We start from the raw sequence: 12,973 nt of genomic DNA, 5'->3' as shown, positions 1-12,973 counted from the left end.
TGACCGGTGGCCCTTCCACCCTGCCATGGGCGCGCCCGGTGTCGGCTACCTTCAGCTCATGACGACTGCCGCGCCGCCCCGGGTGGGCACACTGCTGCGCGAGTGGCGGGACCGCCGCCGGTTGAGCCAGCTCGAGCTCGCGCTGCGCGCCGACTCCTCCGCCCGCCACATCAGCTTCATCGAGACCGGCCGGTCGCGGCCCAGCCAGGCGATGGTGCTCCGGCTCGCCGACCATCTCGACGTCCCCGTCCGCGAGCGCAACGCCCTGCTGATCGCCGCCGGTTACGCCCCGCACTATCCGGAGCGGTCGGTGGACGACCCTTCGATGAGCGCCCTGCGCGCATCGCTGGAGCGGCTGCTGACGGGCTACGAGCCGTATCCGGCGCTCGTGGTGGACGGCACCTATGGGGTGCTGGCGGCCAACCGGGGCATCGCGGCGCTCCTGGAGGGGGTGGCGGAGCATCTGCTGAAGCCGCCGCTGAACGCGATGCGCCTCACCCTCCACCCCGAGGGTCTCGCCCCGCGCATCCGCAACCTCCGCGAATGGCGTGGCCATCTGCTGGACCAGATGGACCGGCAGCTTGCGCTGATGCGCTCCTCGCCGCTGCGCGCGCTCTACGACGAGGTGGCCGCCTATCCGCTGCCCGAGACCGGCGGCCGGGAGACGGCGACCGCCGGTGACACCCCGCCCTTCGCCCTGCCGATGATGATCGAGCACGGCGGGCGGGTGCTGTCGTTCATCTCGACGATCGCGACCTTCAACACCCCGATGGACGTCACGGTCTCCGAGCTGGCCATCGAGACGTTCCTCCCGGCCGACCCGGAGACCGCCGCCGCGCTGGGAGAGTTCAGCCGGTCGTAGGGACCCGGTCCAGGAAGCCGAGGACGGAGCGGATCCGGCCGTCCTCGGCCAGGGTGATCACATCGGTCGCCGCGACCGGGGCGGAGCCGTCGGCCGTGGAGACCAGCTCCCAGCAGAAGCGGGCCATGTCGTGGTGGCCGTCCACGGCGCCGGTGAGCCGGAACTCATGGCCGGGGAACTGCTCCCGGGCCCCGGCGATGACGGCGGCGAGCTGCTCATGGCCCCGCGCCTCGGCCAGCGGGTCGGTGTAGCCGCCGTCCTCGATCCAGGCGGCGGCGATGGCCTTGGCGCGGGCCTCGGGGCCGGTGGCGTTCCACGCCTCGAAGTAGCGGGCGACGGCGGTTTCGTACTGCGTCATGTGGTTACTCCTCCATGAAATCCCCTGGTCGGACCCGGGTCCCGGACCGGAGGGCGCCGGCCCGGAACCCGATGCCTCAACCCTGCCGCCGTCGCGGACGGGGGTCGATTACCGCCGAGGTAATGGAGGCGCGGAGACACCGCCCGGGGAAGGGGAGCTCAGGAGCGCTGGGACTCCACGAGCGCGATGGCCTCCTCCTTGGTGGCCACGGCGGGCGGCGAGCCCTCCAGCGGCTTCCGCGCCGTCTCCTTCATCACGGCGGCGGCGATGATGCCGACGACGGCGGCGAGCATCGTGTAGTAGGCGGGCATCAGATCGTCCCCGGTGCTGCTGATCAGGCCCTCGGTCACCAGCGGCGTGGTGCCGCCGAAGAGCGAGACGGAGATGTTGAAGGCGATGGAGAGCGAGCCGTAGCGCACATTCGTCGGGAAGAGCGCGGGCAGCGAGGCGGACATCACGCTCACATACGGCAGCAGACACAGCCCCAGGAGCAGCAGCCCGGCGAAGACCGGGACCACCCCGCCCTGCTTGATGAGCAGGAAGCACGGCACGGCGAGCACCAGGAAGCCCACGGACCCGGCCATCAGCACGGGCTTGCGGCCGATGCGGTCGGAGTACCGGCCGACGAAGGTGATGGCCGCCATGAGCACCAGCATCACGATGATGATCGAGACCAGGGCGCTGGTGCTGCTGTAGTGGAGGGTGTCCGACAGATAGGTCGGCATGTAGGACAGCAGCATGTAGTCGGTGATGTTGTACGCGGCGACCAGCGCGATGCACAGCGCCATCGCACGCCACTGGGTGCGGAACACCTGCCAGAACGGCAGGCTCTCGCGCTCCCCGGCGCTGGTGGAGCCCTCGTCCTCCAGCTTCTGGAAGGCGGGGGTGTCGTCCAGCTTCAGCCGCAGATACAGCCCGACGAGGCCGATCGGCGCGGCGGCCAGGAACGGGATGCGCCAACCCCAGGAATTCATGGAGGAGTCGGCGAGCGTCACGGTCAGGATGGTGACCAGTCCGGCCGCCGCGGTGTAGCCGATCAGCGTGCCGAACTCCAGAAAGCTGCCGAAGTACCCACGGCGCTTGTCGGGCGCGTATTCGGCGATGAAGGTGGAGGCGCCGCCGTATTCCCCGCCGGTGGAGAATCCCTGGAGCATACGGAAGAGGATGAGCAGCGCCGGTGACCAGAAGCCGATGGCGGCATAGCCGGGGATCAGCCCGATGGCGAGCGTGCTGGACGCCATCATGATCATGGTGAAGGACAGGACCTTCTTACGGCCGATCCGGTCGCCCAGGGGTCCGAAGAACATGCCTCCCACCGGGCGGACCAGAAAGGCCACCGCGAATGTCGCGAGGGAGGAGAGCACCTGGACCGTGCCATTACCGGACGGGAAGAAGACTTTGCCGATGGTGACCGCGAGATAGCTGTAGATCCCGAAGTCGAACCATTCCATGGCGTTTCCCAGTGCGGCGGCCTTCACCGCTTTCCGGACGGTCTTCTCTTCGGTGACCGTGATGTCGCTCCGGCGCAGTGGAGGGTTCTTGCGTCGCTGGACAGCACGCCAGAGCAGGTGGTGCCGGGAGGGTGCGGACGCGGAGGCTTCGACATCGGTCGGGACAGGCACGAGCAACTCTTTTCAGTGGACAGGCTTGTTGCGCATACCCCGCGAAGGCCGGGGCATGCCAGGCGTGTCGCAGACCACCCGGGGAACGCGGGCCAGGGCGCTCAAGGGGTGTTCGACCCCAACCCGAGCCGGGCCGGGCATCTTCAGGGAACCCGGCGGGTTGCTTTACTGTTTTTTGGCCTTCCGTAAACCGAACCGCGCGGACACATAACCATCACGCAACGCCGAAAGGCACCGAACTCAAGGGGACATCATGCTCTATGGCAATGCCCTCCGAAAGGCCATCAGTTCATCCGGCACCACACCTCTCATCGGCATCTACGACATGTACTCGGCGTCCATCGCCGCACAGCACTACAACGGCTTCTTCGTATCCGGATTCGGGTTCGCCGCATCACATTACGGGCTGCCCGACATCGGCTTCATCGCCTGGCCCGACATGCTCGCCTTCGTGGAGCGGCTGCGTCTCGCCTTCCCCGAGCACCATCTGCTCGTGGACATCGACGACGGCTATGTGGATCCCGAGGTCGCCTGCCATGTGGTGCAGCGACTGGAGCGCACCGGGGCCTGTGGGGTGATCCTGGAGGACCAGCGGCGCCCGCGCCGCTGCGGCCACGCGGAGGGCAAGCTGACCCTGCCGCTCGAGGAGTACCTCGAAAAGCTCCAACTGGTGCTGAGCAGCAGGAAGGACATGGTGGTGGTGGCGCGCACGGACGCCACCGAGGAGCCCGAGATCCTGCGGCGGGCGGCCGCGCTGGCGGAGACGGACGCGGATGTCGTCCTCGTCGACGGGGTGCGCAGCGTGGAGTGGATCCGCAAGGTCCGCAAGGTCATCGGCGACAAACCCCTGCTGTTCAACCAGATCGCGGGCGGGAAGTCGCCACGGCTCTCGCTGTCCGAGCTGTCCGACCTGGGGGTGGATGTCGCCATTTACAGCACCCCTTGCCTCTTCGCCGCCCATGGGGCGATCGACGGGGCGCTGAGCGATCTCAAAACGGCGGACGGGCGGCTGCCGGACACCCGGGAGGCCGCGGCCATCGGGGTCAAGGGCGCCACGGAACTGCTGGAGAAGAACATCAGCAGGCACCACGGCCACCGTCAGCCCGCCAGGGTCTGAGCCGGGGCCGCGCGGTATGCCCTCGACATTCCTCGGGCCCGGCCCCGGCCGGCGCCGTAAGCCCGGAAAAGACACCGGCTCGTCCCGTCCGTCCACGGCCGGGCTCATCCTCGCGGCCACCGCGGGCGTCCTGTGCGCGGGCGCCGCGGTCTCCGCCAAGGCGACGCCCGCGCCCGTGGACAGCACCCCGCGGGAGGACTGCGAGCCGGACGACACCCCCACGGTGGTCACCGGGCCGCATAACGGCCTTGTGGTCATCGACAACTCCTCGGCGGACTCCTGGCTGGAGGTCGACCGCACCCTCAATACCCTGCTGCTGAGCCGTGGCACGGCGGGCAGCGACCACGACGGAGGCGGCGGCGCCATCGACGTCGTGACCGGCGGCCCCACCGGTACGGATCCGGTGCTGCCGCAGATCGGCCCCCCGCCGTGGCAGGCCGGGAGCGGTGATTGATGTGACGTGGAAGTCCTGGCCGCTGTCGTGGCCGGGCCGGCTCGGGAGGGCGGTCGACCCCTATGTCGCCGCCCTCCTCGGGACGGTCGCGCTGGCGGCGCTGCTGCCCGCGAGCGGGGCGGCGGCCACGGCCGTCGGCGAGGCCGCGGACCTCGCGATCGGGCTGCTCTTCTTCCTCTACGGTTCGCGGCTGTCCACCCGCGAGGCGCTGAACGGCCTGCGGCAGTGGAGGCTGCACCTGGTGGTGGGCGCGAGCACCTTCGCGCTCTTCCCGCTGCTGGGGCTGGCCGCAGGCGGCCTCGCCCCGTTCCTCCTCACCGACCGGCTCTCCACCGGACTGCTCTTCCTGTGTGTCGTGCCCTCGACCGTCCAGTCCTCGGTCGCCCTCACCTCCACCGCGCGGGGCAATGTCCCGGCCGCCATCTGCGCGGGTACGTACTCCAGCCTGCTCGGCATGATCGCCACCCCGCTGCTCGCGGCGTGGCTGATCGGCTCGGACGTGCGCTTCTCGGCCGAGGGGCTGCTGGCCATCGCCACCCAGTTGCTGCTCCCCTTCCTCGCCGGGCAGGCGCTGCGCCGCTGGACCGCCCGCTTCATCGGCCGCCACAAGAAGGTGCTCGCCCTCCTGGACCGGGGCTCGATCCTGCTCGTGGTCTATACGGCGTTCAGCCGGGGCATGACGGAGGGCATCTGGAACCAGATCACCTTTGCCCGGCTGTGCGCGCTGCTGGGGCTGGCCGCTGCGCTGCTGGGGCTGGCCCTCAGCGCGACGTCGTTCACCGCGCGGCGGCTGGGCTTCAGCCGGGAGGACCGCGTCACCATCGTCTTCTGCGGCTCCAACAAATCCCTGGCCACCGGGCTGTCGATGGCGGCGGTGCTGTTCGGCGACGCGGCCGGGCCGGTGATCCTTCCGCTGATGCTCTTCCATCAACTGCAACTGATGGTGTGCGCGGTCATCGCGGGGCGCTGGTCCCGCCGGGTGCCGGAGGCCGAGCCCGCTTCCGGCGGGCAGGTGCAGGTCACCGAGGCGACGAAGTAGGGGGAGGACGTGAGCGAGGACGGGGGCGGTGGCTCAGGCGCAGCGGACGATCACCACGATGGCCGCGTCGTCGTTGACGACCCCTCCGGTATGCCGGAGCAGATCGGCGTGGAGATAGTCCACCAGCGCCTGGGGGCTGCCGCCCTTCCAGGCCGCGAGCCGCTCCGGGAGCGGATAGAAGGCGCCGCTGCCGTCCCGGGCCTCGACGACCCCGTCGGTGTACAGCACCAGAACATCGCCGTACTCGAAGCGGAACATCTCGACCGGGTAGTCCCGCTTCGCCAGCACCTCCAGGCCCAGTGGCACCGCGGGGTCGCGCACGTCCAGCGTCGCGACCTCGCCCTTGTGCAGCAGCAGTGGTGGAGGGTGTCCGCAGTTCACCATCCCGGCCACCGGGCCGTCGTCGTAGACGTCCAGCACCACGGCGGTCACAAAGGACTCCAGGACATTCCGCTCACCACCGGCGCTGTGGTGCCAGTGCCAGCACATGGCGTTGTCCAAATGGGCGACGATGCCAGGCAGCGAGAGGTTGCGGTACGCGGACCCCCGGAAGGCCCCGATCAGCACGGCGGCGTCGCCGATCGCGGCCATCCCTTTTCCCCGTACGTCCCCGATGACCAGCCGGGTCGCCCCCTCGGTGCGGACGGCCGCGTACAGATCACCGCCGATCTGCGCCTCCTCGTCGGCCGCGAGATAGAGGGAGGCGATCCTCAGCTCCCCGATCCGTTCGGGCAGCGGCCGCAACAGCACCTCCTGCGCCGCCACGGCCACCGTACGCACCTGGCTCAGCTTGCGCCGGTGCCGGTCGGTGACATAGCGGAAGCTCGTCACCAGCCCCGAGATCACGATCAGGGCGATGATCTGCGCCTGGTGGTTGGCGGTCATCAGACCGCCGTGCAACACACCGATGAGGACCTGTGCCGCCACGGCGAGGGCTCCGATGGCGGCGGTTCCGCCCGCGCCCGCGAAGGAGGCGGTGATCGCGGGGGCCGCGATCAGAAAGGGGCCGAGGTGGACGGAGGCCGGCGTGTACAAGTCGGTCACCGTGACCGCCAGGATGATCACGAGCGGGAGGGCGAACAGCGCCCGGCTCGACCGCGTTTCCCCACCGATACGGATGAGGTCCGGCGAAACGCGCATATCTCTTGCTTACACCCGATACGCACGTAACGCCGATCCGGGCCGCGAGACGATCGCGGGTACGCTCAGGCGACGCTGTCGGCCGCGACCGCCGGGCTCCCCGCCGCGACCGCCGAACCGGCCGCCGGACTCGCCGCCGCGACGTCGACGGCCTCGGTGGCGTCGGCGCCCTCTGTCGGCTCCGCGCCCTCCGCCGGGTCCGCGCCCTCCGTGGCCTCCGCGTCCTCCGCCCGGCTGGTGCGCCGCGCCGCCATCCACACGTACACCAGCACCCCGGCGAACAGGAACAGCACGCCCTGGTACACCGCCGCATACCCGGCGCCCGCGACCAGCCAGAACGAGAAGCCGAAGCCCGCGAGCGCGAGCACCAGGTCCCGGACGAAGCGCCCGGTCCGCACCTGCTCGCGGCGCCCGGACAGCAGGAAGTAGAGCTGCGCGCCCGCCGCCAGCAGATAGGGGACCGTCGCCGAGAAGGTGGTGATCAGCACGAGGATCTCGAAGAGCCCGCTCGAACCCGAGGTGTAGTTGACCACGGTGAGCAGGGACGCCAGGAGCACGCCGACGATGACGCCGAAGGTCGGCACCCCGCGCCGCCTGGTGGCGAACGCGGCCGGGAAGAGCCCGTCCCGTGCGGCCGCGTACGGGGCCTGCGCGCTCATCAGGGTCCAGCCGTTGAGCGCGCCGACGATGGACACCACGGCGGCGAGCGCGATCAGCGTAGGGCCCCAGCCCCCGCCGAACATCGCGTCGACCGCGTCCGAGAAGGGGGCGGTGGAGCCGACCAGGTCCTTGTGGGCGACGGTGCCGAAGACCGACACCGTGCCGAGCAGATAGACCACGGCCGCGCCGACCGTGCCCAGCACGCTCGCCCGCCCCACATTGCGCTCCGGGTCCCGGACCTCGCCCGCGCTCATCGAGGCCGACTCCACGCCCACGTAGCTGTAGAGCAGGATCGCGGCAGCCGCCGATACGCCGCCGAGCGCGCTGCCGCCGCTCTCGTTGAACGAGCCGAGATTGTGCGGGTCGAAGAAGAAGAGGCCGACGATGGCGACGAAGAGCAGCGGGATGAACTTCAGCACGGTGGAGACGAGTTGCACCGCGCCCACCCAGCGCGTGCCCGCGAGGTTGGCGAGCGCGGGGAGCCAGAGCGCCAGCAGCGCCACGGCCAGGTTCGCGCCCTTCGAGTCATGGCCGGGGACGAGCACATGCACATAGCCGACCGCCGCCACCGCGAGCGCCGCGTTGCTCACCCAGGTCATCGTCCAGTACGACCAGGCCGACAGAAAGCCGGCGAAGTCGCCGAAGGCCGCGCGGGCGTGCACATACGGCCCGCCGGTGCGGGGGTCGCGCTCCGCGAGCCGCCCGAAGACCAGCGCGAGCGCGATGGCGCCCACCGTCAGGACGACGAAGGAAAGGAGGCTGAGGGTGCCGAACGGGGCGACGGAGGCGGGCAGCAGAAAGATGCCGCCGCCGATGATGTTTCCCATGACGAGCGCGGTCGCCGTGGGCAGGCCGAAGCGGCGGGAGTGGGGCTGGTCGTGCATATGACCATGGTCACAGAACGTGTAGGGTGCATCCAAATCACCGGGTTTTGTTCGGCAGACCCGGGCTGACCACGGTAAATGGTGCGGCGGGAGCGCCGTCCCACCGGGAATCCTGCACCGTGCGCGCCACGTCGGACGCCCTCGGCAGCCCCGTTTCGGCCGGTACCTCCACCTCCGTCGGCCCCTGCGCGGCCGGGGCCTCCGCCGCCGGGGCCTCTGCCGCCGGGCCCGCTCCCGTCAGCGCCACCGCCATCGTCGGCGCATACCTCTCCCCCGTGGCCGCTGTCTCCTCCTCCGGCACCTGAGGCCCGTCCGCCTCCTCCAGCCAGCGCCGCAGCACCCGGTGCACCCGCTCCGCCCCGACCAGCTCCTCCCCCGCGGCCACCGGCGGGGTCAGCTCGGCCGGCCACAGCAGAAAGGGATGGCCCTGCTCCCCGCCGAGCCCGCCGTGCGAGCCGATCTGCTCCTCGAAGGCGTGCACCGTGCCACGCGCCGGGTCGTAGGCGGAGTTGACCATGATGTCGGGGGTGTTCCGGAAGTGCGCGGTGCGCCGTACGGCTGCCTCGGCGCCGGGACCGAAGACCGTGAGCGGGCTCGCCCCGAAGACCTCCCCGGTGTCCAGACGGTGCTCGGCGCCCTCGGCGCCCAGCACCACCGCGCCATGCGCCTCGGACCGTACGAGCAGGAAGCCCACCCCGGGGTGGTCGGCGAGCGTGCGCAGCAGCGCGGGATGGCGGGCGTCGATCTGCTCGCGGCTCATCCGCCCCGGCACATCGGGGAAGGAGACCAGGCCCAGATTTCCGGACGCGAGCACGATCGGATCGGACGCGGGGGCGGCGCCGCCCGCGACACCGGCCGGGTCGGCTGTGTCAGCTTTGTGGGCGACCCCGGCGGCGTCGGCCGGGCCGCGCCCGCCGCCCTGACCGCCCCGTCCGCCCCAGGCATCCCGTCCGGCGCACCGCCCGTCCCCGTCCACCTCGGGCTTCTCCGGCCGGTGCAGCGCCGCCCGCCCCGCCTCGCGCGCCTCCGCCCCGCTCGGGGTCCGCCCGGCCCGCCGCGACACGGGCAGACCGCAGCCGACCCGCACCAGGTCCTCCAGCGTCAGCCCGTACGCGCCCGCGAAGGTCTCGCCGGGGCTCTGCCCGTGGTCGGACAGCAGCACGATCCGGTAGTCGCGCGGGGCGCGGTCGGCGACCTTGGCGATCAGCGCGATGGAGCGGTCGAGCCGGGCGAGCACCTGCCGGGCGTCCCGGCTGCGCGGCCCCGAGTGGTGGGCCACCTCGTCGTACGCCACCAGATCGGCGTAGATCGCGGTACGGCCCGAGAGGATGTCCCCCATCACCGCCGTCACCACCACGTCCCGCTCCACGACGGTGGCGAACGCGCGGATGAACGGATACAGCCCGCCCCGCTTGACCCGGGGCGTCTCGCGGCGCAGCTTGGCGCGCGTGGACTGGCAGATCTCCCGGACGACCTCGGCGAGGAACGACACGGCGGTGCGGGTCGCGTTGGCGGGGTCGGCGAAGTACGCGAAGTATCCGGAGCGGGAGCGGTTGTGCGGACCGCGCCGCGCCGCGACCGAGAGGACCAGGGCAAGCTGATCGGCGCCGCCGGTGAAGAGGTTGCCCCGGCTCGCCCCGTCCACCGTGAGGAGCCCGTCGTGTCCGGCCCGGGCGGCCGCGCGGCGCTGGAGCACCGCCGCGCTGGTCGGCCGGTTGCTCACCATCACCTCCCCGCTCTTCTTCTCGTACCAGCGGAAGGCGGGCACATCCTCGTTGGAGCCGTGCAGGATGCCGAGTTGGCTGGCGCCGGTCTGGCTGGACCAGTCGGTGCGCCAGGGCGTGACCTTGTGGGTGCTCCGGATCAGGCGCGCGACGGTGGGCATCACCGGGGGCCGGTTGTCGCGCTCCCGCAGCGCCCCCCGCAGCACCGCGTGCCCCACCCCGTCGAGTTGCAGGAACACCGTCCCCGGGGGCTCTTCGCTCCCGCCGTCCTCACCGAGCCGCCGCCTGCGCCGCCCGGCCAGCCGGGCCAGCCGCCGCCGGTACGCGCCGTCGTCCCGCACGGCCAGGAAGGTGCTCGTCGCCGACGACGCGGCGGACATCACGGCCGCGACCACGACGGCGGTCTCCGGCTCGACGGCACCGCGCCCGTCCGGGATCAGGCTGATCGCGATCAGCAGCATCGAGCCGTTGAGCACGAACACCAGCAGCCCCAGCACCAGCGCGGGCATCAGCAGCAACGCCCGTACGAGCAGCGGCCACACCAGCGCGCTGAGCACACCGAAGACTCCGGCGCCGATGGCCGCCGTGATCGCGATCCGCGTCGCGCTGTCACCGCCATCCGACTTCAGGCGAAAGTCGGGCAGGATCCCGGCGAGCGCCAGCATCGTGAGCGTGGCCACCGCCCACACCGCCGTCACCCGCAGCAGGGTTCCCCCCACCGTCTTCCATCGGGGCTTCTGCACGCCGCGGCCTCACTTCACGTCACCGGCCCGCACCATGCGCGCGAACCGGCTTCAAGCGTGGCACAGCGCCCCCGCGACCCGGCGGACGGCGGGTTACCAGGACGGATCGATTCCACTTACGGCAGCCCATGAGTTGGCCAGGAGCGCGTCGCCGCACACCCCGCTCTGCGGGGACCAGGAATCGGCCGGATCGTCCAGCCACACCCGCTGACCGGCGGGGCCCGGGCCGACCGTGAGGCCGAAGCGGGTGTGATCCGGCCTGCCATGGCCGACCCACCACCCGTACGCGGCCTCGGCCTCATCCCACAACCGCCGCTCCCCCGCCTGCCACACGCGCGCTTCCGCCTCCCCCTCACGGAACACGACACACGCCCAGGAACGGTCGGTCAGCCCGTAGAGCCACATGGGTCGCGCGCCATCGTGCGGGGCGGCCACCACCTGCACGCAATGCCGTACCCGGAGCCCCAGCGCGAAGGGAAGGGCGGCGTACCGCGGGGTGACGAACTCTCCCTCGGGAATGCCGGTGGTCGAGGTGTCGGCGCCACCCTCTCCCTCGGCCGGGACGTAGGCATGGTGCGGCGGCAGCGACAGCCGCTGGCCGCGCAGCTTCATGAACTCGACGGGGCCGGTGAATCGCCCCGACGCCGTCCCGTCCCCACGCACCACCAGCCGGGCCACCGCGTCCGCATGGGTGTAGTGCGTGCCCCAGGGGGCGACGATCACGCCCCCGGGCCGCGTCTGCTCGATCCATGCCCCCGGGATCTCCCGAAGGCCGACGGTGGCCAGGACCCGGTCATACGGCGCGCCGCCCGCACAGCCCTTACCGCCGTCGCCGAGCACGACCTCCGGCCGCAACCCCGCCGCGGCCAGCCGCTGACGTGCGTGCCGCGACACGGCGGGGTCCACCTCGACCGTGGTGACCTTACGGCCGCCACAGCGATGCGCCAGCGCCCCGGCGGTCTCGCCCGTGCCGGTGCCCACGTCGAGCACGGCCATGCCCTCGTCCACGGCCAGGTCCCGCAGCAGGGCGTAGACGACAGAAGGCATGGACGATGAACTGGTGGACGCCCGCCCCGGCGCGGGGCCGGTGTGCTCGCCGTCGTTCCACTGCGTCACGATGGGCGCATCGCTGTCGGCGGCGGCGTACCAGGCATCCGGGTCCTCGGCCTTGTCGATGGCGACGGCCCCCTGTGTCCGCGTGTCGAACGGCCACATCAACTCCGGCAGAAACGCGGCCCGGTCGACGGCGGCGAAGGTCGGCGCCCAGTCCTGCCCCATCACCCCCGCGTCGAGAAGCACCCGCCCCAACGCGGCCCGGCCGGACCGGGCGATGCCCTCGAACGTCATGCGACCTTGGGCGGGTTCGGCACCCCGGGCCCACCGTCAGGAGTCGGCGGCGGAAGCGGACCAGGGTAGGGCTGTCCGGGCAACTTGTCACCGTTTCCGCCGTCGTCCCGGCCCCGGATGATGCCCGGTTCGCCGCCCGCGTCATCGAGGATGCGCCGCTCGAGGCCCGGGTCGTACTCCACGGCCGGGATGCGCTTGACCGGTTCACTGATCACTTCAGCGAGCTGATCCCGGGACATCGGTGTGAGCGGGACCGTCACCCCCCTGTTCAGCGCGGAGCCGAAGCGCGCGTGGTTCAGCGCCGCGTCCATGAAGTCGGCCCGCAGCGTGATCAACACCCGTAACCCGTCCCGCGGCAGCTCGGAGAACAGCAGACCGGCGAGCTCCTCGGCAACGGCTTCGGAACCTTCCAGAAGCGCTTCGGCCTGATCGAGTACGACGAGGAGCCGGTCGGCCGATGAACCCAGGGCACGGTGTACGGTGTCCGCCAGCCCCAAGTTGGCGAGCCACGCCTCCACTTGGTCGGCGTTTTGCGCACGCGGTGGCCCGTGCGGCTCCGACCTGGAGATCTCGAACAGTTCGGTGGCGAGCGCGGACCGCAGAGAAGCGAAACGTGTGGCGTTCAACTGCAGAATTTGGTAGCCGTCCCGCCGCATCCTCGGCACCACACCGGCCAGTGCGAGCGACGACTTGCCGCAGCCCGACGGCCCGTACACCGTGATGGTGAGCTGGTCGCCCCTCAGCGCGGTGACCACTCGCTCGATGTCGTCGTCCCGGCCGAAGAAGACATCCGCGTCATCCTCCTGAAAGGTGGACAGGCCCCGAAAAGGCGTGGCCGGACTCACGTACGGGGCGAGTTCGGGCACTTCCTTCAGAAGAGTTCTCGTCCGCAGGACGAACGCCTGCTGGGCCTCACGCACCGGCTGCGCCGCCACCATCATCCCGACGGCGGCACCCAGTTCGTTGTCCCAGACAGGGCTGCCACTGAAGCCCCCCTTGACGTGCACGGCCGCACCGTTGGCC

General features: G+C 71.2%; 11 protein-coding genes. 4 read left to right on the top strand and 7 right to left on the bottom strand.

Annotated elements, in window-relative coordinates:
* Nucleotides 1-58: 58 nt before the first annotated feature.
* Complete coding sequence (locus STRVI_RS11430) at nucleotides 59-862, top strand: helix-turn-helix domain-containing protein (RefSeq protein ID WP_043238513.1); 804 nt, start codon at nucleotides 59-61, stop codon at nucleotides 860-862.
* Here the strand turns inward: STRVI_RS11430 and STRVI_RS11425 are convergent.
* On the bottom strand, nucleotides 849-1,220 hold the full coding sequence (locus STRVI_RS11425) for a nuclear transport factor 2 family protein (protein WP_014055804.1): 372 nt from the start codon (nucleotides 1,218-1,220) through the stop codon (nucleotides 849-851). The two genes, STRVI_RS11430 and STRVI_RS11425, sit on opposite strands and share 14 nt — an antisense overlap.
* 158 nt (nucleotides 1,221-1,378) lie before the next feature.
* Nucleotides 1,379-2,842: a glycine betaine/L-proline transporter ProP gene (proP, locus tag STRVI_RS11420; protein ID WP_014055803.1), complete on the bottom strand. Its 1,464-nt coding sequence runs from the start codon at nucleotides 2,840-2,842 to the stop codon at nucleotides 1,379-1,381.
* A 253-nt stretch (nucleotides 2,843-3,095) separates the two neighbouring features.
* On the opposite strand from proP, the gene STRVI_RS11415 reads away from it, so the two are divergent.
* Genes STRVI_RS11415 through STRVI_RS11405 form a run of 3 tightly spaced genes read left to right on the top strand, consistent with a single transcriptional unit; the run spans nucleotide 3,096 to nucleotide 5,452 of the window.
* Nucleotides 3,096-3,959, top strand: coding sequence for an isocitrate lyase/PEP mutase family protein (locus tag STRVI_RS11415; RefSeq protein ID WP_014055802.1), 864 nt, complete (start codon nucleotides 3,096-3,098; stop codon nucleotides 3,957-3,959).
* Between the two features lie 16 nt (nucleotides 3,960-3,975).
* Nucleotides 3,976-4,413 (top strand): hypothetical protein, encoded by a 438-nt coding sequence (locus STRVI_RS54120; protein WP_014055801.1) that lies wholly within the window; start codon nucleotides 3,976-3,978, stop codon nucleotides 4,411-4,413.
* The gene (locus STRVI_RS11405; protein WP_014055800.1) at nucleotides 4,406-5,452 is read left to right on the top strand and encodes a bile acid:sodium symporter family protein; all 1,047 of its coding nucleotides are present in this window, start codon (nucleotides 4,406-4,408) and stop codon (nucleotides 5,450-5,452) included. The genes STRVI_RS54120 and STRVI_RS11405 overlap by 8 nt, the downstream gene beginning before the upstream one ends.
* A gap of 33 nt (nucleotides 5,453-5,485) precedes the next feature.
* Here STRVI_RS11405 and STRVI_RS11400 read toward each other — a convergent pair whose 3' ends face one another.
* The 5 genes from STRVI_RS11400 to STRVI_RS11380 all read right to left on the bottom strand — a co-directional run bounded on the left by STRVI_RS11400 (nucleotide 5,486) and on the right by STRVI_RS11380 (nucleotide 12,957).
* Entirely contained in the window at nucleotides 5,486-6,592 is a 1,107-nt protein-coding gene (locus tag STRVI_RS11400) for a PP2C family protein-serine/threonine phosphatase (protein ID WP_014055799.1), read from the bottom strand.
* Between the two features lie 65 nt (nucleotides 6,593-6,657).
* Nucleotides 6,658-8,136: an amino acid permease gene (locus STRVI_RS11395; RefSeq protein WP_014055798.1), complete on the bottom strand. Its 1,479-nt coding sequence runs from the start codon at nucleotides 8,134-8,136 to the stop codon at nucleotides 6,658-6,660.
* Between the two features lie 37 nt (nucleotides 8,137-8,173).
* On the bottom strand, nucleotides 8,174-10,603 hold the full coding sequence (locus STRVI_RS49950; RefSeq protein WP_014055797.1) for a phage holin family protein: 2,430 nt from the start codon (nucleotides 10,601-10,603) through the stop codon (nucleotides 8,174-8,176).
* Between the two features lie 93 nt (nucleotides 10,604-10,696).
* Nucleotides 10,697-11,950 (bottom strand): methyltransferase domain-containing protein, encoded by a 1,254-nt coding sequence (locus STRVI_RS11385; protein WP_014055796.1) that lies wholly within the window; start codon nucleotides 11,948-11,950, stop codon nucleotides 10,697-10,699.
* On the bottom strand, nucleotides 11,947-12,957 hold the full coding sequence (locus STRVI_RS11380; RefSeq protein ID WP_043235759.1) for an ATP-binding protein: 1,011 nt from the start codon (nucleotides 12,955-12,957) through the stop codon (nucleotides 11,947-11,949). Before STRVI_RS11380 ends, STRVI_RS11385 begins: the two co-directional genes overlap by 4 nt.
* Nucleotides 12,958-12,973 lie beyond the last annotated feature (16 nt).

The sequence above is a fragment of the Streptomyces violaceusniger Tu 4113 genome (assembly GCF_000147815.2).
GTDB classification, from domain to species: Bacteria; Actinomycetota; Actinomycetes; order Streptomycetales; family Streptomycetaceae; genus Streptomyces; species Streptomyces violaceusniger_A.
The sequence above is the reverse complement of the archived record's forward strand: the minus strand, read 5'-3'. Positions and strand labels throughout refer to the sequence as shown.